Origin of the sequence: Alteromonas algae, assembly GCF_049117195.1 — a bacterium.
In the GTDB taxonomy this organism is placed as follows: Bacteria; Pseudomonadota; Gammaproteobacteria; order Enterobacterales; family Alteromonadaceae; genus Alteromonas.
Genome location: NZ_CP185260.1, coordinates 1,103,552 through 1,129,329, shown reverse-complemented (window position 1 = coordinate 1,129,329; position 25,778 = coordinate 1,103,552). Strand labels below are relative to the sequence as shown.

Here is a 25,778-nt window from a genome sequence, read left to right as displayed (position 1 = left end):
TAATACATAAACTCTATGGGCCGCCGTTAATTGTAAAAAGCGGCCCTCACATCGCTTAGTTCAGCGGTTTGACCTGCTGTTCGATAGCACCAAAAATACTCACGCCTTCGTCGTCTAGCATCTCTATACGAATGCGGTCGCCAAACTGCATAAAAGGTGTCGACGGCTTGCCATCGCGAATCGTTTCAATCATGCGAACTTCTGCAATACAAGAATACCCTACCCCACCTTCTGAAATTGCAGAGCCATGATCGGTTCCCTGCTTATTAGATACCGTACCTGACCCTATCACCGCACCAGCACCAAGATTTCTACTTTTAGCAGCGTGAGCAACCAGCTGCCCAAAGTTAAACGTCATATCTTGCCCCGCTTCAGGCTTACCAAACAACTCACCGTTGTATGTTGAGCGCAGCGGTAAATGTACTTTATTTCCGTTCCACGCATCGCCTAGCTCATCAGGTGTCACAGCTACGGGTGAAAAGCTTGAGGCCGGTTTGGATTGAAAGAAGCCAAACCCTTTTGCAAGCTCTCCTGGTATAAGACCACGTAGCGACACGTCGTTGACGAGCATAATTAGACGAATACGTTCGCCAGCCTGTTCGTCTGAGCAACCCATCGGGACATCATCGGTTACCACCGCAACCTCACCCTCAAAATCGATTCCCCAGTCATCGCTAGGTAAAATGATGTCTTCTTGAGGGCCTATAAAATCATCTGAGCCACCCTGATACATTAATGGGTCGGTCCAGAAGCTCTCTGGCATTTCAGCGCCACGCGCTTTACGTACTAACTCGACGTGATTAACGTAGGCACTACCGTCAGCCCATTGGTAAGCGCGAGGTAGCGGCGACTCACAACGGCTTTCATCAAACGCCACTGACTCGCTTTCTCCACTGTTTAGTTGCTCGTAACGCATTTGCAGTTGAGGAGCAATCGCTTGCCAATTATCCAGTGCTTGCTGCATTGTGCTGCAAATATCGTCGGCACTGCATGCCTTGGTCAGGTCTCTCGACACTATCATTAGCGCACCGTCACGCGTATCATTTTTATACGTTGCAAGCTTCATCGTATTTCCTCTTATTTGTATTGCACCAATAGTACATTGCGGTGGTATGTGTACTTTATGCCATTGGTTGTGTGTGTTTGAGAAGCGACAACGTAATGTTAGGTTATTTCGCTGTAAGCCTCACTATACAGCGCGCCGGGCTTTATCTGCCGACGCACCGTATTTTGAGTATCAACGTGAAGGGGTGTAAATAAAAATAGACAGAGTGCAGCCTACAATTTAACGGTGGCTTTGTTTATTCCGTACTCACGAAGTTTGTTGGCTATCGCGGTATGACTTAATCCAAGCTTTTTCGCTAACTGACGAGTGCTGGGGTAAAACGGGTACAACCTTTTTAATAAATCTTTTTCAAATTTCTTCACTTCTTCATCAAGTGTACCGTCGAAATTCTCATCTATATAGGTCACGCTGGGCGCACAACTGGGAAGTTGAATATCCTCTTTGGTGATTTCCTTACCATCAAGTAGCGATAGTGCCCGATAAAGTGCATTTTGTAGCTGACGCACATTACCCGGCCACGGGTATTGTTGTAAGAACTCCACACACGACTTACTCAATTTCGCTGGGCGTCTACCCAATTTATTACTATGTTGAAGAATAAATGCCTCGGCCAATGGAACGATATCTGGGCGCCTGTCTTTTAATGAAGGCATAACCAGGCTCAATACGTTCAACCGGTAATATAATTCTTTTCTAAACCTTCCCTCTTCAACCAGTTGCCCTAAGTCGCGACACGTCGTGCATATAAACCTAACATCAACTTTTACAGGCTTGGCATCGCCAACACGTCTGAATTCACCATCTTCTAATACCCGTAACAACTTTGCTTGAAGCTGTGATGACATGTCGGCAATTTCATCAAGTAAAAGTGTGCCGCCTTTTGCTTGCTCAAGCAGCCCTACTTTGGCCGACGTTTGATTAAATGCCCCTTCTGCGTATCCAAACAACTCTGTTTCAGCAACGCTGTCTGGTAAAGACGCACAGTTCAATGCCAAAAACGCACCTTCACTGCGGCGGCTAGACTGGTGACATGCACGGGCGATCATTTCTTTACCTGTACCCGTTTCACCGAAAATCAGAATGGGAGCATCCAAATCTGCGACACGCTTGGCCTCATGAACCACTTTTTTCATGAACGATGAGTGCGTGATAAAGCGGTCAAAACTGTCCGTAGGCGCCTGATGAAAGACACTTAACTGTTGTCCCAGCCTCATTTCAGATTTAAGAATAACTACCGCACCGGCCATAATAATGTTGTTGTCACCATCGGGCACGGTAATAGGAAGCATATCTGCCACGTAGTCTTGCTGAATAAATTTCACTTTAGAAGATTGCGCACGAGGTTGGCTGCCGTCCATCCATTTTGTGAAATTGAACCCTTTAACCAACTCACCAACCTCTTCACCTTCAATTTCATTGAAGGGAAGTTCTAAGCCAGAGGTTACCGCCTCGTTACACAAAAGGATGCGTCCCTTTGCATCAATCGAAAAAACAGGATCGGGTAATGTTCGTAAAATGGCAGATAACTGTGTTTTTTCTCGCTCGCCGGGCATAAAAGGCGTTGTTTTAACGTCGTCTATCCCTTCGATTCTTCGAATTTGCGGCATGAGATGCTGGAAGTCAGCAAATTCGATATTTGGAAAGTTAAGGAAAATTTTCCCAGCAGGGTCAATTTCAATTCCTCTCAAATCAATTTCGTGCGTGACGAGAATATCCAAAACATCTTGAGCAATACCAAGACGGTCCTGACAGCTGATTTCTAGGCGCATAAAGAGTGTTAACTACTGTTGTAAAGATTAGTGTACAAGATATCATACTTTTACAAAAAGATAACAAGATTTTTGCTGTAGATCGTAAATCTTTCGCAACACTGCTGACGCAGCAAAAGGAGACTGGGCGCTTCACGCTGTGTGGTGAAACGCCCTGCAACGTTAATAATTCGTTAACTCGCCTTTTTTTCCTTTGGAGGGAAAAGGGGGGAAAATAGCCCGAGTACTTTCGCTTTTTCAACCAGTGCCATGATGTCCATCTCTGCTAACTCAAAGAGGTGGTCAAAATCGGGTAAAATATAGTAAAGCGGTTGCATTATATCAATACGGTATGGCGTACGCAGTGCATCAACGGGCGTGAGCGGTTTACGTACAGGGGTGTCGCTGTCTAACGCATAAATGGTTTCACCTGGAGACGATAGAATGCCGCCGCCATATATTTTTAGTTCGTCGTTAGCACGCACTAACCCAAATTCTACGGTAAACCAATAAAGCCGGGCAAGGTACACTCTGTCTTCCTTACTCGCAGCAAGCCCTAACTTGCCATACGTGTGAGTGAAATGTGCAAAAGCAGGATTAGTTAGCAAAGGACAGTGTCCAAATACTTCATGAAAAATGTCTGGCTCTTGCAAGTAATCGAATTCTTCTCGGGTTCTGATAAAGGTTGCTACCGGAAATTGTTTGTTCGCAAGCAACCTAAAGAATTCACCGAAGTTAATCAGAGCCGGAACTTCGGCCGTTGTCCACCCTGTTTCACGCGCTAGGACTGCATTAATGTCTGGCAGCTGGGGAATACGGTCTTTCGATAGGTTTAACAGCGCTAAACCATCCATGTATTGCTTACAGGCCCGCGCTTCAACCAATGGAATCTGACGTTCGTACAATTCAGACCAAATTTGGTTTTCCTCGTCACTCCAGGAAATAATTCCAGATGCATCGGAAACTCGTGATTTGTATTGGGTGGTTTTTGACATAACTTCTTTTGTCATCGCATTGCTTAAAATGTGACAAACAGTCTAATGAAAAAGCACGATTCTGGAAGTAAGGCACGCATTTGGCCTTCAAAAAACTGCGTAACATTTATTTTACACAAGAATGCAAGATGCTGTTTTTAATAATAAAAAAGCCTCAACAATGGCATTGATGAGGCTTGGTGGTTCGTAATGTAGTGACTGAATTACAGGCGACTTATTTCACGATTTAACTGGTACTCTTTAGACGTGACATACGTTTCCATTTTGCGTAATCGCATTTCAGCTTTATCAAAACGGCTTTTAATATCGTGAAATGCTTGCTTGGGCGGCTCGCCGGCTTGCCAAACCTTCGTTTTCACTTCCACTCTGTTAGTAGACTTTGTCTCTCCAACATTTGAGTTTCTCCAACCTTTGCCGCTCATGTTAAACATTGACTTTTGCGCTTGTGGTGCGTCGCCATGCGGCTTTTTGTCTAAAATAAACCAGCAGGCAATGTAGGCTACAAACATAAACGGTCCGGCAAGTAGAAAGAAACCTGTAACCGCTAAGATACGTACTAGCCATGTTTCCAAACCGAAGTAATTGGCGATACCCGCACAGACACCCGCAATTCTTCCATTTTCGCTATCGCGATAAAGTGGTTGACCGTTTCTCACGCGCGATTCCTCCACTCTGGAGCCTCGCTGTCCAAAATGGCCTCTAGCGTTTCAATACGCTCGCTCATTTTTTCAGCTTGTCCCGCCAATGCCTGTAAGGACGCATGCTCTTCTACACTTAGCCCTTGGTTCACCTGTTTCTTACTACGGTAATGCAAGATAAGCCATATTGGTGCCACAAAGATCATGAATATGACTAGGGGCATTACTAGCATTGCAATCATGCCTTCATCCATTTCGAACCCTCCAATAATGTGTTACACGCTGCCTATTACAGGCAGCTTTTTACTTATTCTGACGCTGTCGACGATGCTTTTTTACCTTGCACCTTCGCTTTCAACGCGGCTAGCTCTTCGTCTACTTTATCACCAGCCTCTAGCTCTGCAAATTCATCGTTTAAGGTTTTCTTGCCTAAATCGTAGGCGTCAACCTGAGACTCTAAGTCATCTATCTTGCGTTCATACTGTTCAAAGCGCCCCATTGCATTATCGACATTGGTGCTATCCAGCGTTCGTTTTACTTCTAAACGCGAACTTGCTGTTTTTTGACGCATGATAATTGCTTTTTGACGCGTTTTTGCGTCAGCCAGTTTATCTTGTAACTGCCCAATCTCATTTTGCAGCTTACTGATTTGCTCATCTACAGCTGCTAGCTCTTTAGAAAGAGACTCTGCCGCTTCTGCTGACTTTTTCTTTTCTTGCAACGCTGAACGCGCAAGGTCTTCGCGATCTTTGCTAAGCGCTAGCTCTGCTTTCGCCTGCCAATCATTAGCGTCATGTTCATATTTACTAATTTGGCTGACAATATCCTTTTTGTTAGCGAGTGTCTTTGCTGAAGCTGAACGCACTTCAACAAGCGTGTCTTCCATTTCCTGAATGATTAATCTAACCATTTTCTCAGGATCTTCCGCTTTGTCTAAAAGCGCATTAATATTCGAATTCACAATATCAGTGAAACGCGAGAAGATACCCATAATAATTACCTCTTGCTAAAAACGGTTTGTAAAAAACACTAAACTTGCCAAAGTATTATTCAATTTGCTTGCCAACTTTTAAAACATCATATAACACTGATTTTAAAAAGATTTCTTAATTATTAAATAATCCTCGTATACGCCTTTTTTTTACTCTACACTATTAATTGGTCGAAATGACTAACAATTGAGGGTTTTAATGAGCAGGTATCGACAGCAAGACAATTTATTGGGGCAAGCCAATAGTTTTTTAGAGGTATTAGAACAGATTTCACAAATTGCACCTCTGGACAAACCGGTACTTGTGATAGGGGAACGCGGAACAGGGAAAGAGCTTATTGCTGCTCGCCTTCACTTCCTCTCAAAACGCTGGGATCAAAACTACGTAAAGCTAAACTGTGCTGCGCTGAATGAAAATTTGTTAGAAAGCGAATTGTTTGGATATGAATCTGGTGCATTTACCGGCGCAGCCAAGCGACGAGAAGGCCGCTTTGAAATTGCGCACAACGGGACCTTGTTTCTCGATGAATTAGCGAATACGTCGGGCATGATTCAGGAAAAGCTCCTACGCGTTGTTGAATATGGTGAGTTCGAGCGTGTTGGCGGAAGCAAGTCAGTAAAAACCGATGTTCGACTCATTGCTGCTACCAATGAAGACCTCCCCGCCCTTGCCGATGCCGGTGAATTTAGGGCCGATTTACTTGACCGCCTCGCCTTTGACGTTATTACTATTCCGCCGCTACGAGAACGTCGCGAAGACATCATGATGCTAGCAGAGAACTTTGCTATTAATATGGCTCGCGAAATGGAAATGGAACTGTTCAGCGGGTTCACAGAAAAAGCGAAGCGTACCCTATTAGACTATGAATGGCCGGGTAATATTCGAGAGTTAAAGAACGTGGTTGAGCGAGCAGTATACCGAACAAACAACCCGCACCTTCCTGTTCACGACATTGTGCTAGACCCTTTCGAATCAGCGTTTAGGCCGCGTTCTAGAATTAAAACAAAAGACAGAATTCAGACACAGAGCGCCAATGACGCTAATGCTGAACAGATCATAGAACCCATAGTACAAGATACTAGTACGGCAGCGCCTTCCCTTGTGGCGCCTCAAAGCATTACGGACTATCCCATTGACCTTAAAGAGCGCTCTCAACAGTACGAAATTGATATGATTAGACAAGCGCTTGCCGATAGTCAATTTAATCAAAAGAAAACTGCAGAAAAACTGGGCTTAACGTATCATCAGCTACGTGGATATTTGAAAAAATACAACCTTCTTGATTCGTCAGCTGAGAATATGGAATGCTAAAATCGCTCTTAACGCAATGGCGCACAATAACACTCGCAATGTTCGGCCTTGTGTTGTTGTCTGCTTGTTCTAAGCAAAACAATCAACCATTTTACCAAAGCGGTATTATTTATTGTTCTGAGAGCAACCCTGTTACCTTTAATCCTCAGTTAGACACCTCTAGTACAACAGCAGATGCTACGTCACACCAATTGTACGATCGCCTTTTAGATTTTGACCCTGATACCGGACGTATTGTGCCAAGCCTTGCAAGCAGTTGGCTGGTGTCTGACGATGGTCTAACGTATGCGTTTCAACTAGAGCGAGACGTTGCGTTTCACTCTACCCCCTATTTTACGCCAACAAGAACGCTCAATGCCGACGATATCGTGTTCAGTATGAACAGATGGCTTCGTGCGGACAGCCCATACCATTATGTGTCTGGGGGAAGGTATCCCTACTTCGAAAGCTTGGGATTATCGGATAACATCGCAGCAGTTGAGCGGATAAATGGTTACCGCGTAGAAATAACGCTTAAACGTCGAGACAGCTCATTTTTGGCAAATTTAGCCACCGACTTCTCTGTAATCCTGTCTGAAGAGTACAGTGAAATATTGCGTGATAAAGGCGTTCCTAATCGTATCGATCAATTTCCTATAGGTACCGGCCCGTTTAAATTCGAAAGTTATCGAAAAGACCATTTTATTCGCTACACACGCCACGAAGCGTACTGGCGTAAACTCGATACTGCACAACAACTCATTTTTGATATCACACCAAGAAGCTCTTTGCGATTGGCTAAGTTAATCACCGGTGAGTGTGATGCGACGGCATTTCCTTCACAAACTGAGCTTGAGCAGATTAGACGTCGTGACGACTTACTGTTAGCTGAAAAACCAGGGTTGAATATTGGCTTTTGGGCATTTAACACGCAACGCCCGCCGTTCGACAACCCTGACGTGCGCCGCGCGCTCGCGGCCGCTATTGATAAAAATACACTTTTAGAAGCCGTGTACTTTGATAGTGCAACCCGTGCAAAAACCTTATTACCGGCCGCAAGTTGGGCATACCAAAATGATGCTGACGATACAGCATACAACCCGGTTTTAGCGAGGAAGTTGTTAGCAGATGCCGGTATTCCGCCAGACTTCACAATGACAATTTGGGCCATGCCAGTTGAACGGGCCTATAATCCCAATGCGACTAAAATGGCAGAACTTATTCAGCGCTATCTTAGCGATGTGGGTGTAAATGCCACTATTGTAAGTTACGACTGGGCGACGTTTAGGCGACATTTACAAGAAGGACTGCACGATTCGGTGCTTATTGGTTGGTCTGCTGACAATGGCGACCCTGATAACTTTTATCGCCCGCTGTTAAGTTGCGGGGCGATACCATCAGGCACTAACCGAGCAATGTGGTGCAATGAGGATTACGATAGGTTACTTGACCGAGCGATTGAAACTGAGGATATCGATGAACGTCGCGTTATTTATCAGCAGGTAAATCGTTTGCTGTATGAAAAACTGCCCCTCGTTCCCATTGCTCATGCATACCGATATCAAGCATTTAGAAGTGAATTAGACGGAATGGCAATTAACCCTTATGGTGGCGTTCGATTTGGCGGAGTGAGTAAAGTTCAGTGATTCGTATACTTTCACGATATGGTATTTTATTCGTACTTACATTGCTTGTGTTATCAGCGATGTCGTTTTCTCTTGCCTACTTATTTCCGGGTGATGTGCTTGAGAACTTGACGGGAATAACGGTGGAAAACGAGCTTCAGCGCGCGGCGTTGATGCGGGAATACAAGCTAGATAGAAATGTCATTATTCAGTTTTATCATTATCTTGAATCACTTATGACAGGTGATTGGGGTTACAGTTTTTCCTCTGGTCTGTCGCTAAGAGATGAAATTGGCGTCGCCTTGCCTGCCACCATCGAATTAAGTGCTTACGCCATGCTGATGGCGTTATTTATTGGTATTCCCTTGGGATATTATGCCGGTATTCGCTGTTACTCAAATAGCGATCACGCTATAAACACGATGAGTATTATTACCTATTCATTCCCTGTTTTTTGGTTCGCTTTAGTTCTTATCCTTATATTCAGCCTGCAAATGGATGTCTCTCCATTGTCTGGCCGTATAAGCTTGCTCTATGACATTCAGCCGACAACTGGGTTTATTCTCATTGATATATTGTTAGCGGACGACATTGACCGAAGTTTGGCGTTTAAAGACGCGATGTCTCATCTCGCGCTCCCAACGTTCGCGATAGGAGCAATTACTACAGCATCAATGGTAAGGTTGACCCGGCGTTCTGTTATCGATGTTAAACACAAAGATTACATTGCAGCCGCCCGTTCTCGAGGCTTATCAGGATGGCAGATTTTTACACGCCATGTGATGCGAAATGCATTGTTGTCAATATTACCGCTTGTCGCGATTCAAATTACAACACTTGTAACCAATGCGATGATCGTCGAAACACTGTTCTCTTGGCCTGGTATAGGGAACTGGTTAATTCAGGCAATTTATCAACGAGACTACCCCGCATTACGAGTAGGTATGCTTGCTGTTTCTACCTTAGTTATTACGCTGACTATTTTGATTGATTTGTTCAACCGCATTATCGACCCAAGCAGGGAAAAATACGAACGTGGCACAATTTAGTTTATACGAAGAAGAATTCCACCCAACGCCATGGCAGCGCACGTGGTTATCATTCCGTTCAAGTCACGTTGCAGTGGCGGGTTTAATTATGCTCGCGTTGTTTATTCTATTTTCTGTACTGGCGCCCATCGTTACCCCATACAGCCCGGTAGCGCAGAATATTGACGGGCTACTGATCCCTCCAAGTTGGGAAACTAATGGAAATATTTCACATTTATTTGGAACCGATGCGTTAGGCAGGGATATTTTTTCACGCATCGTTTACGGGTGTCGCGTGACACTGGGTTCGGGCTTTCTCATGGTGGTGCTCGCTATGTTAGTTGGCGTCAGTATCGGTACCTTAGCGGGCATGCTGAGAGGAGTACGCTCAAGCATCGTTAATCACCTATTAGATGCGCTCATGGCTATTCCTACCCTGCTTATTGCCATCATCATTGTTGCCATTGTGGGTACGGGGTTGGTCAACAGTATGTGGGCAATTACATTAGCGTTAATCCCCCAGTTTGTTCACCATACCCGCAGCTTTGTGCGTGAAGAGATGAAAAAGGAGTACATTCTCGCTTCTCAACTAGATGGCGCGAATAAGTGGCAACTCTTCGTGCACTCAATTCTACCTAACATGACTGAAATGTTGGTTGTACAAGGTACATTCGCCCTGTCCATTGCCGTTATCGATATTTCGGCGTTAGGGTTTCTTAACCTCGGTGCGCAAGCGCCATTACCCGAACTCGGCGCAATTTTAGCCGACGGGTTAGACGTTGCCTATTTAGCGCCATGGAATGTCGCGCTACCCGGTGTCACCATTTTCTTTATTGTACTGTCAATAAACATTGTTGGTGACGGCCTTCGGTCAGCACTACGCAAAAGAGTGAGCCATTAATATGCCGATGCTCGATATTAAAAATTTAACGCTAGAACTCAATACCGGTGATACCACCATCAAAGCGTTAGACAAAGTTAATCTGTCGGTAAGCACCGGAGAAATACGAGCTCTGGTCGGCGAGTCTGGGTCGGGGAAAAGCCTTATTGTTTCTGCTATCTGTGGTGCACTTTCGAACCAGTGGACGATTAAAGCCGACCGCATGAGTTGGAATGGTGAGAACTTGTTAGGTATGTCGAAATACCAGCGTCGTGAGGTGATGCGCAGAGACATCGCGGTGGTTTTCCAGAACCCTCAAGCAAGTTTAGACCCTTCAGCTACACTCGGTGAACAGTTGGAAGAGAGTATTCCTGAAGAGTTTGTCGAAGGTACATGGTTTTGGCAACGCGCGCAGCATAGAAAGCGCATTGCTAAAAGCACTGTACACAAAGTAGGCATAAAACATCACCAGCATTATTTAAACGCTTACCCCCATCAAATCCCCAGCGACATCGGCCAAAAATTTATGATTGCGATGGCATTGGTGTCTCAACCTAAATTACTCATTGCTGATGACCCAACGCGAGGCATGGAGCCCACGACAAAAACGCAAATACTAAAGTTATTTACTCGACTTAATCAAACACGTTCGCTCAGTATTCTTTTTGTCAGCCATGACTTGTTGGCAATTGCCAGTATGTCTCACTCGATGACGGTGTTGTATGCGGGGCAAACCGTTGAATCGGGTAAAATGAAGCATATTAAGAAACGGCCACTGCACCCTTATACCAAAGCGCTTCTTGATAGTGCCCCGAGTTTCAGAAAAGATTTACCACCGAAATCTCATCTGCCCACGTTGGGGGGGTCTATTCCTACCCTGCAACATTTACCTATTGGTTGTCGTTTAGGTCCCCGTTGCCCGCGGGCGCAGCGCGCTTGCGTATCTACCCCTACGGTACGCCGTATACATGATCATAATTATAGTTGTCACTTTCCCCTGCATATGGAGAAGCTATGAGCGATATCATGCAGGTCAACCAACTTACTTTTATTCATAATAAAAAGAAACGTTGGCTAAAGCGCCCTGAAATATTTCAACTCGGCCCGATTGACTTAACCGTAAAGCGTGGAGAAACCATTGCTATTATTGGCGAAAACAGGGCGGGTAAATCATTACTTGCTAAGCTACTCGTGGGCGGATTACCCCCTGATAGTGGCGATATCATTTTAAATAGCCATAAATACGCGGCGAAATACACTCGCAAGGATAAAGACGCTAAACAAAAACGTACTCACGACATTCGAATGATACTGCAGCATAGTAGCGAGTCGATGAATCCAGCCGTTCCCGTTGGAAAAATTTTAGACGAACCATTACGTCTTAATACATCGCTTAGCGAGGCTGAACGTAAACCTTTAATAGAAGAGACACTGACTAAAGTGGGGCTGCTTAGAGAGCATTATTACTTTTACCGCCATATGCTTTCAGACGGTCAGCAACAACGCGTCGCGTTGGCGCGTGCAATTATGTTACAACCTAAAGTCTTGGTTGCAGACGAACCGTTTGCAGCCCTTGACCCCACTATCCGCTCACAAACCGTCAATCTGATCCTCAAATTACAGCAAGAGATGGGGTTAGCTTTTATCTTTATCAGCCATAATTTAGGCATAGTAAGACACATTGCCGACCGCATTATCGTAATGGAGAACGGGGAAATTATTGAAGAAGGGAAAACAGAAACTATTTTCCGTTGGCCTCAGCATGTAACCACGAAAAAACTGATTACTGCCTACCAGTCATTGGTGCCACAACACACTATTCGATAACCGCGATATACAAAAAAACGAGCCTCAAGGGCTCGTTTTTTTATTCACTATGCAAAGCGGTTATCCTACCAGAGCCAGAAGAATACCAGCAGCGACCGCCGACCCGAGCACGCCAGCAACATTTGGCCCCATGGCATGCATCAATAAAAAATTGTGTGGGTTGGCTTCTAACCCTACTTTATTGACTACACGGGCGGCCATAGGAACCGCAGAAACGCCTGCAGCACCGATCAGCGGGTTTATGGCCTGACTGCTCAAGCGACTCATCAGTTTTGCCATTAACACGCCGGCAGCGGTACCAATCGCAAACGCTATTGCGCCTAACCCTAGAATGCCCAATGTCTCAACGGTTAAAAACTTATCAGCTGATAGCTTTGACCCTACAGCCAAGCCAAGGAATATCGTTACCGTATTAATAAGTTCATTCTGTGCAGTTTTACTTAACCGGTCAACGACACCGCATTCTTTCATTAAGTTGCCGAAGCAAAACATACCGACGAGAGGCGTTGCAGAAGGCAAAAACAGGATAGTCATAAACAACACAGCCAACGGGAAAATAACTTTTTCACGTCCTGACACTGGCCGTAATTGCGCCATCTCAATATTTCTCTCTTCCTTACTGGTGAGTGCTTTCATTATTGGTGGCTGAATAATGGGTACCAGTGCCATGTAAGAGTAGGCCGCTACCGCAATAGCCCCAAGTAAATCGGGGGCCAACCTCGACGCTAAAAATATTGCAGTGGGTCCATCAGCACCGCCGATAATTGCAATCGCACTTGCGTCTTTAAGCGTGAATTCAAAACCGGGAACTGCATTAAGCGCTATCGCCCCAAACAGCGTTGCAAAAATACCAAATTGCGCCGCAGCGCCAAGCAATAACATTCGAGGGTTTGCTATTAGCGCACTAAAATCAGTCATTGCACCAACGCCCATAAAAATAAGCAAAGGGAATACACCAGTGTCAATTCCAATCGCGTAGATGTAGTGCAGCAACCCTCTGGCTTCAGAAAACCCTGCTAACGGTATATTTGTTAATAACGCACCGAAGCCTATCGGTAACAACAATAACGGCTCAAACTTCTTTACAATGGCTAGGTAGAGCAACCCGAAACCCACCGCCATCATAATTAATTGCCCTGACTCAAAATGCGCCAGCGCTGTGCTATCCCATAGCACCATCAACTTATCCATCGCCTACCCCAATGTTATCAAGGGTTGGGCTGAGGCTATTGCATCTCCCTCGCCAACGAATACGTCATGGACCGTACCTGAGAAGGCAGAGCGGATTTCGGTCTCCATTTTCATCGCCTCGATGATCATGACGACGTCACCTTCGTTAACTGCGTCTCCCGCTCGAACCAATACTTTAAACACGTTGCCGGCTAAAGGGGCGTTAATAGTGTTCGCATTGCTTGGCTCGCTTTTAGGGACGTTTGATGCTGCGCTCGGTGTCACCGAAGACAGCTGTCCTGAAGGAGCTACCTCAACGTGGTACTGCTTTCCGTCAACAACGACATCATAAGCAGCCTGTGTACTGACCGTCTCATTGCTTTGAGGCGCTGTTGAAGATGCATGTACTGTAGCCTGTGCACTTTCTTCAGTAGGCGCAGGCTCAAAAGCCTCTGGGTTGTTACGGTTCTCAAGAAACTTTAACCCTATCTGTGGAAAGAGCGCGTAAGTGAGTACATCGTCAATTTTATCGTTAGCCAAAACGATAGATTTTTGCGCAGCCAGCTCGTCTAGCTCATTTTCTAACGTTGTTAACTCTGGCTTTATGTTGTCGGCAGGGCGACAAGTAATAGCTTGTGCACCATCAAGTACACGGGCTTGCAATGCTTGGTTAACCGGTGCAGCTGTTGCGCCGTATTCCCCTTTTAATACGCCGGCGGTCTCTTTAGTAATACTCTTGTAACGCTCACCCGTTAATACATTGATTACCGATTGTGTGCCCACTATTTGTGAGGTAGGCGTAACCAGCGGAATAAAGCCTAAGTCTTCTCTCACTCTTGGAATTTCTTTGAGTACTTCTTCGAATTTATCTTCAGCGCCCTGCTCTTTTAACTGACTTTCCATGTTTGTTAGCATTCCACCGGGTACTTGCGCCAACAGAATACGTGCATCAACGCCTTTTAGGCTACCCTCAAACTTGTTGTACTTTTTGCGCACATCGCGAAAGTAACTGGCTATTTCTTCAAGTTGTGGCAGTGCAATCCCCGTATCCCGTTCAGTCCCTTCAACAATCGAAACCATAGTCTCGGTAGCACTATGACCATATGTCATGCTCATTGAAGAAATAGCGGTGTCGAGCATATCAATGCCTGCATCGATAGCTTTCTGATACGTTGCAGTGCTTAATCCTGTCGTTGCATGACACTGCATAGCAATTGGCACGCTAACCGTGTCTTTCAAGCCTGATATTAACGCTTCACATTCATAAGGTTTCAACAACCCTGCCATGTCTTTGATACAAATAGAGTGAACGCCCATATCTTCCAGCTGCTTTGCCATATCGAGCCAAAGCGACAAGTTATGAACAGGGCTTACGGTATAAGAAATAGTACCCTGCGCATTAGCGCCACATGCCACGGTCGCTTTTATCGCCGTTTTCAGGTTACGGATATCGTTCATTGCATCGAAAATCCGAAAAACATCTACGCCATTTTCATGGGCTCGTTCAACGAAGCGGGTAACGACGTCGTCAGCATAATGACGATATCCAAGCAAATTCTGCCCTCTTAACAGCATTTGCTGTTTGGTCTTTGGCATCGCCGCTTTTAGTTTACGGATTCGTTCCCAGGGATCCTCCCCTAAATATCTGATACATGCATCGAAGGTTGCGCCTCCCCAAGATTCAATAGACCAAAACCCAGCGTTATCTAATTTTTCCGCAATGGGTAGCATATCTTCTGTACGCATACGCGTAGCAAGCAACGATTGGTGGGCATCTCGCAAAACTAGCTCAGTGAGGGCCAGAGGCTTAGACATGATAACTCCTGAATGTTTAATGTTTGTTAGTGCGCTGATGCGTATGTATGGCCGCGGTAATCGCAGCAATAACGTTGCCGTCTACACCGGGTTGCGCAGCGCGCTTTGGCTGCATTGTGCTCTCGATAGGCGGCTCGCCTGGAAAAGCGTCACAAAATTTGGCAATAAGATGAATACCAATGATAAGTAAACTAAGGAACGTAAATACAAACACCATTCCTATAAGCATCAATGAGCCCGCTTCAAGCAGCAGGCCAGATACTGACTGAGATCCCATGTTAAGCCCTACAGTAAAGTGATGTTAGATAAGTATCACGCACCTTGTAAAAACACAATAAAAAAGCCAACGAGAATGCATAAAAAATCAATTATTAATTGCTATCACGGCAAAAATATACAATTTATGCACAATATATAAATATTCAACCAGAACTCGCACATAATACAGCATGCGGTTGACGCATCATGTTTTGCAATCACGCATTACGTATTTTAGCTGCTACGACAACGTACAACCATAGAGTGCTATCACAACAGGCGCAAAGTAAGAAAATATAACGGGTGGAATAAGTAGACGAGGTACTGTAATGCAGAAATGAAAAAGCCCACCGTGAAGGTGGGCTTATCAATATGGCGCGTGTGGAAGGATTCGAACCTCCGACCGCCTGGTTCGTAGCCAGGTACTCTATCCAGCTGAGCTACACACGCGTTAACTTGTATACTTTTGGCTGCTATACCAAAAGGTGACGTTTAAAGTAAGTGGCGCGTGTGGAAGGATTCGAACCTCCGACCGCCTGGTTCGTAGCCAGGTACTCTATCCAGCTGAGCTACACACGCGCAATAAACTTTTTGTCGACCGCCACTATCAACGAATAATGGCGGAGAGGGAGGGATTCGAACCCTCGATACGCGTAATGCGTATGGTTCCTTAGCAGGGAACTGGTTTCAGCCACTCACCCACCTCTCCGTAAGTGCGACGCATTTTACGGATTCACTGGCCGGAGTCAAACCTTTTTTAGATAAAAATGTTTACTCGCTGACATTTTAAACAATTCGTTCAAAAAAGGGGTAGATTGTTTAATTACCAATCACTCATTCAGGTGCTTACACAAAAACACAACGAGCGCTTTTTTCTAAAAATAGTTTCTAAAAACAAAAAAGGCCAGCAATACGCTGACCTTTCTTTAAAGAATCGTTTATATCTTACTCAGCAGTGTCTGGCTGTTCGCCTTTTTCAGCTTGAATTCGCATATAAATTTCCTCTCGGTGCACAGAAACTTCTTTTGGTGCATTTACACCAATTCGAACCTGATTCCCTTTGACGCCCAAAACGGTAACAGTAACATCGTCACCCACCATAAGCGTTTCTCCAACTCGACGAGTCAATATAAGCATTCGCTTGCTCCTGTTCCTTATTCTTGAACATATCCCTAATTACTTGCCCTTAGCTAGCACGACCCAGCGAGGCGACAGTGATTCCATGTTTCCGTGTCACTTCAAAAACTCACCGTATATTCGCTTTCTATTATAGCTTATCCTGTAACCAAGCGTTAACTGAATCTAAAGCAGTCTCTAAGTTTTCAGGTTGTTCGCCACCAGCTTGGGCCATATCTGGACGACCGCCACCTTTACCACCAACTTGAGACGCGACAAAGTTTACTAACTCTCCCGCTTTCACTTTGCTTACGAGGCCTTTTGTTACACCTGCAATTAAATTTACCTTAGATTCGCTTGCTACACCTAGTACTACGACGCCATCGCCAATTCGGTTTTTAATATCGTCCATCATAGGTCGAAGTGACTTCGCTTCAACCCCATCTAGCTTAGCAACAAGTACCTTAGTACCGTTTATTTCAACTACATTACTAAGCATATCAGCGCCCTGCTGACTTGCCAGTTTTTGTTTAGCTGAATTCAACGCTTTTTCTAGTTCTTTAGTCTGATTTTGAAGTGAAGCAACACGTTCTTTCAAATTTGTCGGATCAGATTTCAATAGTGCAGACAGTGACTGTAGGGTATCTTGCTGGCTTTGTACGTAAGCAATGGCCTGCTCCCCCGTTACCGCCTCAATACGGCGAACGCCTGACGCAATGCCGGCTTCACTGACGATTTTAAACAAGCCGATATCCCCGGTGTGGTTAACATGGGTTCCACCGCATAACTCAATTGAAAACGGCCCCATTGAAACAACACGCACTTTCTCGTCGTATTTTTCACCAAACAGTGCCATTGCACCTGACGCTTTAGCCTCATCCAACTCCATTAATTGTGTCGTTAGCGCATGGTTAGCTCGAATCTCAGCATTCACTCTGCGCTCGACCTCTGCCAACTGTTCGCTAGTAACCGCTTCAAAATGAGAAAAGTCAAAGCGGAAACGAGGCGCATCAACTAACGAGCCTTTCTGAGTGACGTGCTCACCTAAAATATCGCGAAGGGCAGCATGCAACAAATGCGTCGCACTATGGTTCTTTTTAATCGCTTCACGATTTAATGCATCTACCGCTGCGGTTGCTTTGTCACCCTTTGATATCTTGCCTTTGGCGATCCCTCTATGTGCGAACGCATTACCCATTTTTTGGGTATCAGTTACCACAAACTCACCATTGGCGATGCGAAGCAACCCTTTATCACCTGACTGACCGCCACTCTCGGCATAAAAAGGCGTAGCATCTAGAACCACAACACCTTCCTGCCCGTCTTCAAGCGTTTCAACAAAAGCGTTGTCTGCAATAAGCTCAACGACATTTGCTGCACCTTCTATATCGGTGTATCCAGTAAATGTAGTGGCGTGATCGATAGATAGCTTTTCGTTATAGTCTGCACCAAAATTGCTGGCTTGTTGCGCACGAGTACGCTGCGCCTGCATGGCAGCATCAAAACCTGCTTCATCAATTTTTAAGTCATGCTCACGTGCCACATCATTCGTTAAGTCGGTAGGAAAGCCGTACGTGTCATACAGTTTGAATACAACGTCTCCAGGGATAGTGTCGCCCTCAAGCTCTTCTAACGTCTCATTGAGCATTGCCATGCCGCGTGCAAGGGTTTTGCTAAACTGTTCTTCTTCAACTTTTAATACTTTTTCAATGACAGGACGCTGCTCTACCAGTTCGGGATAAGCCTCCCCCATCTCGTCGGCAAGTGATGCGACAAGTTTAAAAAAGAACACACCGTCTGCACCAAGCTTGTTACCATGACGAACAGCGCGTCGAATTACGCGTCGTAACACATAGCCACGGCCTTCATTTGACGGCATAACACCGTCGCAAATTAGGAAGCTGCAAGAACGAATGTGATCAGCAATCACGCGCAACGATTTATTTTCAATGTCATCAGTACCGACAATGTTTGCGGCCGACTTGATAAGGTTTTGGAATAAATCAATTTCATAATTGCTGTGAACTTTCTGCAAAATAGCAGAAATACGCTCCAGTCCCATACCGGTGTCGATAGACGGCTTAGGGAGCGGCTCCATCGTACCGTCTGATTGCTTGTTATATTGCATGAAAACCAGGTTCCAAATTTCAATGAAACGGTCTCCATCTTCTTCAGGCGTGCCCGGAGGACCACCCCAAATATGCGCACCATGATCGTAAAAAATTTCTGAGCATGGACCGCACGGCCCCGTATCGCCCATAGACCAAAAATTATCAGACGTACTAATACGGATTATCTTTTCTTTGGGAACACCAATATGATTTTCCCATATATCAAATGCTTCATCGTCTTCAGAGTAAACCGTTACTAATAACTTCTCTTTTGGAAGACCGACTTCTACCGTCAGAAAGTTCCACGCAAATTCAATGGCTTCTTTTTTGAAGTAGTCACCAAAACTAAAATTACCCAGCATTTCGAAGAATGTATGGTGCCTTGCGGTATAACCTACGTTTTCAAGGTCGTTATGTTTTCCACCCGCTCGTACGCAGCGCTGCGAAGAAACCGCGCGAGAATAGCTCCGTTTTTCTGCACCAAGGAACGTATCCTTAAACTGGTTCATACCTGCGTTAGTGAATAGAAGCGTAGGATCATCTGCCGGAACGAGCGAAGAACTTGACACAGCTTGGTGACCATGACTTTTAAAATACTCGATAAATTTGTTGCGTAAGTCAGCAGTAGAGATTGTCATTGAAAACCTAACTTCCTTAATAGTTGAAATTGAATAATAAGGGTATTGCGGCGTGTTTTAAGGCCTGCTTTAAAAACACGCACATACAGATAGGGCTAACGATACCACGGATAACGCTTTTGTGTTAAGAGTACACAAGCCGTTTAACCGTATAAATGCAGGCTTTTATACCAAGTATAGGTATAACGAATAGGGTTTTAATCGTCTTTAACGGCAAATGCTATATGGTCAGAGTAAAAACCGCGATATTGCAGAAATTGTTTCTGCTTCGCGAGGTCTTTAAAGTCGGTTTTTGCAGCATGGCCAAACTTTTTTATTCTTACTTGGCGAGCGCTGTCAAACCAGTCTACGTCGGTTTCATTTAGAGCCAATTCTGCGGTGTGTTCGTCTACCCCATATTGTTGTAAATCTAACTTAATCTTTCTCGGGCCTTGGCCTTTAGCGGCAAGCACTCGCGCTCGGCTTTCGGCAAACCGTTCATCACTTTGAATATCGGCGTCGCGAAACTCTTGAAGTATGGGTAGTGCAACGTTTCTCTCAATTCCTTTAAGCGATAACTTTTTACAAATTTCATCAAAACTGTGTTCTCGTCTTGCGAGCATGCGAGTAATCGCGTCAGTGATGATTTTTCTATCGAATTCTGACATTTTCTTAAACAAACCCTTTATTTTACTCGGCTTCAAGCTTTGTATAATACCGACTATCGCGATAACTCTCACACGATTAATGAAGGCTGTAAATAAAAGTATGAATTACAAAATAGTGTTTGTTAATTCCATCGCTGAGATCGGTAAAGCCTGTTGGGATGCGTTAGCAAAAGGGAGCGGCCCTTTCTTGCGCTACGATTTTCTAAATGGGTTGGAAGAAACGGCGTGTTGCAACGAGAGTAGCGGCTGGCAACCTCAACACGTTAAAGTGATGCTTGATGACGAAGTCATTGCGGTAATGCCTGGATACCTAAAAACCCATAGCTATGGTGAATATGTCTTCGATCATGAATGGGCTAACGCCTATCATCAGCATGGTCTTGATTATTATCCTAAATGGATAAGTGCAATACCTTTTACGCCGGTATCTGGCGGCCGCTTTTTACATAGTCACCACACCACCTTGCCCGACGATATTCATCAGCGATTAGTCAACGCCTTAGAAAAACAGGACGCATCCTCATTTCACTGCCTTTTTGCGAATGCTGAGAGCATCTCGCGTGTGAAACCTGCGGGGTGGCTAAGCCGTTTCTCTGTACAGTTTCAATGGCACAATTATAATTACGTCGATTTCGATGACTTTCAACAGCGTTTTACATCACGAAAACGAAAAGACGTAAGAAAGCTCTACAGTAAGCTTTCCGGTAACAATATAACGTTTACACATGCTACGGGTAACGCTATTGACGATGACACCATGGCATTATTCCTTCGTTGTTATAAAGCAACCTATTTAAAACGTAGTGGCCACACCGGGTATTTAAACGACACTTTTTTCAATCATTTGCGCCGCACTATGCACGATAACATGCTAATAGTAAGCGCTAAGATAGATGATACACCGGTGGCCAGTGCTTTGTTCTTCTATGACGAATCTGGCTTGTACGGCAGGTATTGGGGTGCGTTACAACCCTATGATGGCCTTCACTTTGCTTGCTGTTATTTCGAGGGAATAAAGTTTGCCATTGAAAAAGGCTTACCGCTGTTTAACCCCGGTACACAAGGCGAACATAAAATACTACGCGGATTTGAACCGGTCTATTGCCAATCACTTCACCGCTTACGCGAACCTGCGTTCCATAATGCTGTAGCGCATTTTTTACGAAAAGAAACGCCATATATCACTAATTATTTCAATCAGGCGCAAGATGCTTTACCTTTTAATGAAGCATTTGCACCATTATTAAAAACAAAAAGCGTCTGTCACCCAGATGCAAACACTATCAACGACAACGAGAAATAAAATGAAATATAAATTATTAGCCGCCGCCGTGGCGGCCTCACTTGGCCTTATGGGCTGTAGTCAACCTGATACAAGCGCAGAACAAAAGGCAGCACCAGCTGCACAAATGGCGCCAAAAGGCGACGCTGAGCTAGGCTCATTTGGTGTTGAATTATCAGCACGCGATGAATCGATTAAACCTGGCGATGATTTCTTTATGTACGCTAGCGGTACGTGGTATGAAAATTACGAGCTACCGGCAGATAAGACTCGCTTTGGCGCGTTCACTGCACTAGCAGATAGAAGTGAAGAACAAGTAAAAAGCATCATCGATGGCTTGGTCGAAAAAGAAAACCTTAATGCTGATGAGAAACTAGTACGAGACTTTTTCGTCTCATACATGGACGTCGAAACCATCAATGAAAAAGGTATCACACCAATTGCTGATGTGCTGGAAACCATCAAGAATATTTCAAACACAACAGAGCTAACTGAAGTGTTTGGTAAAAGCTGGCTAACGAACACAAGCTCTCCGATTTATTCAGGCTTGTGGTACAACCGCCTAGACCCTAATGAATACCAATTGAGCGTAGGCGTTGGCGGTTTGGGGTTACCCGATCGCGACTACTATTTAAGTGACAGCGAGCGCTTTGTTAACATTAGAGAAGCCTACGTTGCACACATCGAAGAAATGCTTGCTTTTGCAGGTGAAGAAAATGCGGCAGAAAAAGCGCAAGACATCTTGGGTTTAGAAACAAAAATCGCAGAAGCACAGTGGCCACGAGAAAAGCGTCGTGATCGCGACCTCACTTTAAACCAAATTGAACGCAGTAAGCTTAGCGACACTTACCCTGGTTTTGACTGGGATACCTTCTTGACGCAAACCGGCTATGCGGTTCCAGAATTGAATATTTCACAGCCAGAGCCGATTAACGGTGTGATTGATATTATTAATGAAACCAGCTTAGACGACTGGAAGTCTTACCTGACTTACCACACCATTACCAATAACGCTGGCTTACTCTCTGAAGAGATCTACGCTGCAGACTTTAACTTCTATGGCACAACGCTAAACGGACAGCAAGAGCCTCGTCCGCGTTGGAAGCGTGCTTTAAGCCAAATGTCAGGTACCGAGTCTCTTGGATTTGCTTTAGGTAAGATTTATGTCGATGAGTACTTCCCAGAGAGTTCAAAAGCACAGATGGCGGAGCTCGTTGAGAACTTACGTACCGCATTGGGTGAGCGTATAGACAACCTTGATTGGATGAGCGAAGACACCAAAGTCAATGCGAAAGAAAAGCTGATGGCGTTCCGTCCAAAAATTGGTTACCCAGACCAGTGGCAATCGTTTGAAGGGTTAGAGATTTCCTCTGATGACGTAGTTGCCAACGTGCATAACCTTCGTACTTTCTTCAGAAACCAGTCGATAGAAAAAGAACTGCAGAAAACAGACCGAGAGCGTTGGGGTATGACACCTCAGCGTGTCAACGCATACTATAACAGCTCGTTTAATGAGATTGTGTTTCCAGCAGCAATTTTACAACCTCCATTCTTCGATCCGAATGCTGACCCTGCGGTAAACTACGGCGCTATCGGTGCGGTGATTGGTCATGAAATGGGTCATGGTTTTGATGACCAAGGCTCTAAGTCAGATGCAAAGGGTATTCAACGCAATTGGTGGACTGATGCAGACCGCGCGGCGTTTGAAGCGAAAGCCGATGCACTGGCGGAGCAATATAGCCAATACGAACCTATTGAAGGTAACTTCGTTAATGGGCGCAACAGCCTCGGTGAAAACATCGGTGATGTGGGTGGACTGGCCATGGCTTACCACGCTTATAAGTTAAGCTTAAATGGTAAAGAAGCGCCTGTCATTGATGGTTTGACAGGCGACCAGCGTTTCTTCTTAGCTTGGGCACAAGTGTGGAGAGAAAAACGTACTGAGCAGAGCATGCTAAACCAGCTGCGTGCCGGCACGCATGCACCAGGTAGATACCGTGCACAAGCACCACGCAACCATGATGCTTGGTATGAAGCATTTAACGTACAGCCTGGCGATGCGCTTTATCTTGCGCCAGAAGAACGTGTACGTATTTGGTAACCGCTTATAACGTTAAAAAGGCTGCACACTGTGCGGCCTTTTTTGTGCCTGTCGTTTAGTGACTAGCGTACTGTAACATTGTGTGAGTACCAAAAATGTTGATACGTTGCTGGCTTTTCAAGCACACATTAGCGAAACCTTTAAACCAAAAAAAAGCCCCTCATGAGAGGGGCAAATTGGAGAGGTTTCTTACCAGAAACTGATTACAATTGCGCAACGGCCTTAAACCCTGCATCGCCATTAGCCTCTGGTTTTACCTGCTTTTGGGCATATACCAATGCATCATGAAGGTTATCAAATGTGATAATGCCAGGATGATGACTGTTAATGCTTTCAAGCACGTTATCGACGGTGGCATTAGCACCGCAAATAATCAGCTGTCTTCCCGCTGCGATTGCGTCGGAAGCGACTGTTTCTACCGCCATGGCTGCAGACACATCCATCAATGGCACGCGAGTAAAATCAAGGATCATAAACATCGAGCCCGGTTTAACGCGTTCGCGCACATGATGCCCAAGGTCCGCTGCAGCGCCGAAGCTCAAAGGACCGCCAAAGCTAAAGATTGAAACCTTTTCTTTTAACGACTCTAGAAGTGCATTCTCTTTCGGATCGTTAAGCGACTCGGGGATCTTTTTCAGCTCTTCAATTTGCAACTGTGCGATTTGACGTACGTACGCTAAAGCAGCGAACACGACACCTACACCCACCGCAGTAATGAGGTCAACAAACACCGTCAGGCCAAGGACTGTTACCATTAACGCAAAGTCCCAACGCGGACCTTTGTGAGCGCGTTTTAAGTAGCCCCAATCGATAATATCAAGACCAACTTTAACCAGAATACCGGCAAGCACTGCGTGCGGTATTTTAGCGGCAAGCGGGCTCAACCCTAATACAATTGCAAGTAAAACAAGGGCATGTACCATGCCTGAAATGTTGTTCTTACCGCCGCTTCTGATGTTTACTACGGTGCGCATGGTTGCACCTGCACCCGCAATACCACCTATGAGCCCTGCAAACGTATTACCAATACCTTGTCCAATAAGCTCTTTATTACTATCGTGGCGTGTACGCGTCATGTTGTCTGCGACAAGCGACGTCAGCAAGCTATCGATAGCCCCCAATATGGCAAGAATAAATGCGGCTTCAAGAATAAGAAGCGCTTTACTCTGGTCAAATACAGGAAGATGGATACTAGGAAGCCCTGTTGGAATATTGCCCAACACAGGTACCGTTAGCGCCAAGCTTACCAGCGTGCCAATAATAAGCGCAGCCAATGCACCGGGAACAAATTTACCCAATGATGGTGGCCATTTGTAGGCAATAACAAGGGTACCTAGCCCAAGCGCTAGTGTTACAAAATCAATGTCAGCCAATGCTGTGGGAATGTAAGTAAGCGCCCCGATAGTCCCGCCTGGAGGCTCATGCCCTAACAACCGGCCTATCTGGAGAATAATAATTATCGCACCAATCCCCGACATAAAGCCCGAGATAACCGGATAAGGCACTAATCGAATGTACTGCCCAACCCCCAACACGCCAAATATAATCTGAAACACACCCGCGAGTATTACTGCAGTAAAAATAAGGCTAGCGTCGCCAGATAAACTAGCGAATAGACCAGCAAGGACTACCACCATTGGGCCAGTCGGCCCAGAAATCTGTGCAGGTGTGCCACCAAATAACGCGGCAAAAAAACCAACAGCAATGGCACCGTATAAACCGGCCATAGGACCAAGGCCAGATGCCACACCCAGCGCAAGCGCTAGCGGCAACGCAACGATACCGGCAGTTAGTCCACCCGTTAAATCGCCGCGTAAATTTGTTAAATCAAACTTAATCATAGTGAACGTCCTATTCTGCGCGTTTCAAACGTGCTTCTGCTGCGGCTTGATCCATAGCCTCAAATTCACCATTTTCACCGTTGTAGCAAAGTACATCACCGCTACCAATGTTATATACCCAACCATGAAGCTGAACTTGCCCTGTGGCAATCTTAGCCGCAACCGATGGATGCGTGCGTAAATGCTGTATCTGTTGCACAACATTCTCTTTTGTAACTGCTTCTAAGTCTTCAATTGAAAGTGGGTCGTGGCCGCATCGTTCTTTTACAACTTCAGTTGCCACACGGCAGTGACCTAACCATTCTTTTACATGCGGCAGTGAGTCTAGGCCTTCTGGATGAATTGCGCCCTTCATAGCACCACAGTCTGTGTGACCACAAACCACAATATGCGTTACACCTAGTGCAGCAACAGCGAATTCTATCGATGCGGTCATACCGCCAGTTTGATTACTGTGAGGTGGAACAATATTCCCTGCATTTCGACAAATGAAAAGCTCACCTGGGTCTGTTTGTGTTACCAAATTCGGGTCGATGCGCGAATCCGAACACGTGATAAATAATACTTCTGGATTTTGGCCGTTCGCTAGCTTTTGAAATGTAGCCTTCTTATTTGGATACACTTCCTTCTGAAACTTCGCAACACCTGTAATGACATGATCCATACAACTCTCCAATGACTTTTAATATTTTTATTTAATAGTTTGTACT

22 protein-coding genes and 3 tRNA genes are annotated in these 25,778 nt (G+C 45.2%); 8 read left to right on the top strand and 17 right to left on the bottom strand.

Annotation, left to right across the window (positions count from 1 at the left end; all coding sequences use genetic code 11):
• Positions 1 to 55: 55 nt before the first annotated feature.
• From ACOJRU_RS05025 to pspA, 6 genes are all read right to left on the bottom strand, one after another.
• Positions 56 to 1,066, bottom strand: coding sequence for a fumarylacetoacetate hydrolase family protein (locus ACOJRU_RS05025; RefSeq protein ID WP_421133952.1), 1,011 nt, complete (start codon positions 1,064 to 1,066; stop codon positions 56 to 58).
• Positions 1,067 to 1,278: 212 nt separating this feature from the next.
• The gene (gene tyrR / locus ACOJRU_RS05020; RefSeq protein ID WP_421133951.1) at positions 1,279 to 2,835 is read right to left on the bottom strand and encodes a transcriptional regulator TyrR; all 1,557 of its coding nucleotides are present in this window, start codon (positions 2,833 to 2,835) and stop codon (positions 1,279 to 1,281) included.
• 173 nt (positions 2,836 to 3,008) lie between these two features.
• Entirely contained in the window at positions 3,009 to 3,809 is an 801-nt protein-coding gene (gene phhA / locus ACOJRU_RS05015; protein ID WP_421133950.1) for a phenylalanine 4-monooxygenase, read from the bottom strand.
• 203 nt (positions 3,810 to 4,012) lie between these two features.
• The gene (pspC, locus tag ACOJRU_RS05010; protein WP_421133949.1) at positions 4,013 to 4,465 is read right to left on the bottom strand and encodes an envelope stress response membrane protein PspC; all 453 of its coding nucleotides are present in this window, start codon (positions 4,463 to 4,465) and stop codon (positions 4,013 to 4,015) included.
• Positions 4,462 to 4,701 carry an envelope stress response membrane protein PspB gene (pspB, locus tag ACOJRU_RS05005; protein WP_421133948.1) on the bottom strand — a complete coding sequence of 80 codons (240 nt, stop codon included), beginning with the start codon at positions 4,699 to 4,701 and terminating at the stop codon, positions 4,462 to 4,464. The genes pspC and pspB overlap by 4 nt, the downstream gene beginning before the upstream one ends.
• Positions 4,702 to 4,754: 53 nt before the next feature.
• Positions 4,755 to 5,438, bottom strand: a complete 684-nt coding sequence (pspA, locus tag ACOJRU_RS05000) for a phage shock protein PspA (protein WP_421133947.1) — start codon at positions 5,436 to 5,438, stop codon at positions 4,755 to 4,757.
• 199 nt (positions 5,439 to 5,637) lie between these two features.
• On the opposite strand from pspA, the gene pspF reads away from it, so the two are divergent.
• Genes pspF through ACOJRU_RS04970 form a run of 6 tightly spaced genes read left to right on the top strand, consistent with a single transcriptional unit; the run spans position 5,638 to position 12,089 of the window.
• Positions 5,638 to 6,750, top strand: coding sequence for a phage shock protein operon transcriptional activator (gene pspF, locus ACOJRU_RS04995; protein ID WP_421133946.1), 1,113 nt, complete (start codon positions 5,638 to 5,640; stop codon positions 6,748 to 6,750).
• Positions 6,744 to 8,375 (top strand): ABC transporter substrate-binding protein, encoded by a 1,632-nt coding sequence (locus ACOJRU_RS04990; RefSeq protein ID WP_421133945.1) that lies wholly within the window; start codon positions 6,744 to 6,746, stop codon positions 8,373 to 8,375. Before pspF ends, ACOJRU_RS04990 begins: the two co-directional genes overlap by 7 nt.
• Positions 8,372 to 9,403, top strand: a complete 1,032-nt coding sequence (locus tag ACOJRU_RS04985; protein ID WP_421133944.1) for an ABC transporter permease subunit — start codon at positions 8,372 to 8,374, stop codon at positions 9,401 to 9,403. The genes ACOJRU_RS04990 and ACOJRU_RS04985 overlap by 4 nt, the downstream gene beginning before the upstream one ends.
• Positions 9,390 to 10,283 carry an ABC transporter permease subunit gene (locus ACOJRU_RS04980; RefSeq protein WP_421133943.1) on the top strand — a complete coding sequence of 298 codons (894 nt, stop codon included), beginning with the start codon at positions 9,390 to 9,392 and terminating at the stop codon, positions 10,281 to 10,283. Before ACOJRU_RS04985 ends, ACOJRU_RS04980 begins: the two co-directional genes overlap by 14 nt.
• Position 10,284: 1 nt before the next feature.
• The gene (locus ACOJRU_RS04975) at positions 10,285 to 11,280 is read left to right on the top strand and encodes an oligopeptide/dipeptide ABC transporter ATP-binding protein (protein WP_421133942.1); all 996 of its coding nucleotides are present in this window, start codon (positions 10,285 to 10,287) and stop codon (positions 11,278 to 11,280) included.
• Entirely contained in the window at positions 11,277 to 12,089 is an 813-nt protein-coding gene (locus ACOJRU_RS04970; RefSeq protein ID WP_421133941.1) for an ATP-binding cassette domain-containing protein, read from the top strand. The genes ACOJRU_RS04975 and ACOJRU_RS04970 overlap by 4 nt, the downstream gene beginning before the upstream one ends.
• A 60-nt stretch (positions 12,090 to 12,149) precedes the next feature.
• On the opposite strand, the gene ACOJRU_RS04965 is transcribed toward ACOJRU_RS04970, so the two are convergent.
• From ACOJRU_RS04965 to ACOJRU_RS04925, 9 genes are all read right to left on the bottom strand, one after another.
• Positions 12,150 to 13,280, bottom strand: a complete 1,131-nt coding sequence (locus ACOJRU_RS04965; protein WP_421133940.1) for a sodium ion-translocating decarboxylase subunit beta — start codon at positions 13,278 to 13,280, stop codon at positions 12,150 to 12,152.
• Positions 13,281 to 13,283: 3 nt separating this feature from the next.
• The gene (gene oadA, locus ACOJRU_RS04960) at positions 13,284 to 15,074 is read right to left on the bottom strand and encodes a sodium-extruding oxaloacetate decarboxylase subunit alpha (RefSeq protein ID WP_421133939.1); all 1,791 of its coding nucleotides are present in this window, start codon (positions 15,072 to 15,074) and stop codon (positions 13,284 to 13,286) included.
• 16 nt (positions 15,075 to 15,090) lie between these two features.
• A complete protein-coding gene (locus ACOJRU_RS04955) occupies positions 15,091 to 15,351 on the bottom strand; it encodes an OadG family protein (RefSeq protein ID WP_421133938.1) in 261 nt (86 codons plus the stop codon).
• A gap of 354 nt (positions 15,352 to 15,705) precedes the next feature.
• Positions 15,706 to 15,782: transfer RNA gene (locus ACOJRU_RS04950), tRNA-Arg, on the bottom strand.
• 52 nt (positions 15,783 to 15,834) lie between these two features.
• Positions 15,835 to 15,911, bottom strand: a tRNA-Arg gene (locus tag ACOJRU_RS04945).
• A gap of 39 nt (positions 15,912 to 15,950) precedes the next feature.
• Positions 15,951 to 16,041 (bottom strand) — tRNA-Ser (locus ACOJRU_RS04940).
• Positions 16,042 to 16,277: 236 nt separating this feature from the next.
• On the bottom strand, positions 16,278 to 16,469 hold the full coding sequence (csrA, locus tag ACOJRU_RS04935) for a carbon storage regulator CsrA (protein WP_421133937.1): 192 nt from the start codon (positions 16,467 to 16,469) through the stop codon (positions 16,278 to 16,280).
• Positions 16,470 to 16,599: 130 nt separating this feature from the next.
• Positions 16,600 to 19,197, bottom strand: a complete 2,598-nt coding sequence (gene alaS / locus ACOJRU_RS04930) for an alanine--tRNA ligase (protein ID WP_421133936.1) — start codon at positions 19,195 to 19,197, stop codon at positions 16,600 to 16,602.
• A gap of 197 nt (positions 19,198 to 19,394) precedes the next feature.
• On the bottom strand, positions 19,395 to 19,844 hold the full coding sequence (locus ACOJRU_RS04925; protein ID WP_421133935.1) for a regulatory protein RecX: 450 nt from the start codon (positions 19,842 to 19,844) through the stop codon (positions 19,395 to 19,397).
• 100 nt (positions 19,845 to 19,944) lie between these two features.
• On the opposite strand from ACOJRU_RS04925, the gene ACOJRU_RS04920 reads away from it, so the two are divergent.
• Together ACOJRU_RS04920 and ACOJRU_RS04915 are read left to right on the top strand one after the other, a co-directional pair.
• On the top strand, positions 19,945 to 21,147 hold the full coding sequence (locus tag ACOJRU_RS04920; protein ID WP_421133934.1) for a GNAT family N-acetyltransferase: 1,203 nt from the start codon (positions 19,945 to 19,947) through the stop codon (positions 21,145 to 21,147).
• Between the two features lies 1 nt (position 21,148).
• Positions 21,149 to 23,227, top strand: a complete 2,079-nt coding sequence (locus ACOJRU_RS04915; RefSeq protein WP_421133933.1) for a M13 family metallopeptidase — start codon at positions 21,149 to 21,151, stop codon at positions 23,225 to 23,227.
• Positions 23,228 to 23,430: 203 nt separating this feature from the next.
• Here ACOJRU_RS04915 and ACOJRU_RS04910 read toward each other — a convergent pair whose 3' ends face one another.
• Positions 23,431 to 25,068, bottom strand: a complete 1,638-nt coding sequence (locus tag ACOJRU_RS04910; protein ID WP_421133932.1) for a SulP family inorganic anion transporter — start codon at positions 25,066 to 25,068, stop codon at positions 23,431 to 23,433.
• Between the two features lie 10 nt (positions 25,069 to 25,078).
• Positions 25,079 to 25,732 (bottom strand): carbonic anhydrase, encoded by a 654-nt coding sequence (locus ACOJRU_RS04905; protein WP_421133931.1) that lies wholly within the window; start codon positions 25,730 to 25,732, stop codon positions 25,079 to 25,081.
• Positions 25,733 to 25,778 lie beyond the last annotated feature (46 nt).

Excerpts from the sequence above, each read along its gene's own strand:
- pspA (WP_421133947.1), bottom strand. The coding sequence starts at position 5,438 with ATGGGTATCTTCTCGCGTTTCACTGATATTGTGAATTCGAATATTAAT.
- ACOJRU_RS04965 (WP_421133940.1), bottom strand. The coding sequence starts at position 13,280 with ATGGATAAGTTGATGGTGCTATGGGATAGCACAGCGCTGGCGCATTTT.
- pspB (WP_421133948.1), bottom strand. The coding sequence starts at position 4,701 with ATGGATGAAGGCATGATTGCAATGCTAGTAATGCCCCTAGTCATATTC.
- ACOJRU_RS05025 (WP_421133952.1), bottom strand. The coding sequence starts at position 1,066 with ATGAAGCTTGCAACGTATAAAAATGATACGCGTGACGGTGCGCTAATG.
- ACOJRU_RS04905 (WP_421133931.1), bottom strand. The coding sequence starts at position 25,732 with ATGGATCATGTCATTACAGGTGTTGCGAAGTTTCAGAAGGAAGTGTAT.
- ACOJRU_RS04975 (WP_421133942.1), top strand. The coding sequence starts at position 10,285 with ATGCCGATGCTCGATATTAAAAATTTAACGCTAGAACTCAATACCGGT.
- csrA (WP_421133937.1), bottom strand. The coding sequence starts at position 16,469 with ATGCTTATATTGACTCGTCGAGTTGGAGAAACGCTTATGGTGGGTGAC.
- pspF (WP_421133946.1), top strand. The coding sequence starts at position 5,638 with ATGAGCAGGTATCGACAGCAAGACAATTTATTGGGGCAAGCCAATAGT.
- oadA (WP_421133939.1), bottom strand. The coding sequence starts at position 15,074 with ATGTCTAAGCCTCTGGCCCTCACTGAGCTAGTTTTGCGAGATGCCCAC.
- phhA (WP_421133950.1), bottom strand. The coding sequence starts at position 3,809 with ATGTCAAAAACCACCCAATACAAATCACGAGTTTCCGATGCATCTGGA.
- tyrR (WP_421133951.1), bottom strand. The coding sequence starts at position 2,835 with ATGCGCCTAGAAATCAGCTGTCAGGACCGTCTTGGTATTGCTCAAGAT.
- ACOJRU_RS04910 (WP_421133932.1), bottom strand. The coding sequence starts at position 25,068 with ATGATTAAGTTTGATTTAACAAATTTACGCGGCGATTTAACGGGTGGA.
- ACOJRU_RS04920 (WP_421133934.1), top strand. The coding sequence starts at position 19,945 with ATGAATTACAAAATAGTGTTTGTTAATTCCATCGCTGAGATCGGTAAA.
- ACOJRU_RS04955 (WP_421133938.1), bottom strand. The coding sequence starts at position 15,351 with ATGGGATCTCAGTCAGTATCTGGCCTGCTGCTTGAAGCGGGCTCATTG.
- ACOJRU_RS04990 (WP_421133945.1), top strand. The coding sequence starts at position 6,744 with ATGCTAAAATCGCTCTTAACGCAATGGCGCACAATAACACTCGCAATG.
- ACOJRU_RS04915 (WP_421133933.1), top strand. The coding sequence starts at position 21,149 with ATGAAATATAAATTATTAGCCGCCGCCGTGGCGGCCTCACTTGGCCTT.
- ACOJRU_RS04970 (WP_421133941.1), top strand. The coding sequence starts at position 11,277 with ATGAGCGATATCATGCAGGTCAACCAACTTACTTTTATTCATAATAAA.
- ACOJRU_RS04925 (WP_421133935.1), bottom strand. The coding sequence starts at position 19,844 with ATGTCAGAATTCGATAGAAAAATCATCACTGACGCGATTACTCGCATG.
- alaS (WP_421133936.1), bottom strand. The coding sequence starts at position 19,197 with ATGACAATCTCTACTGCTGACTTACGCAACAAATTTATCGAGTATTTT.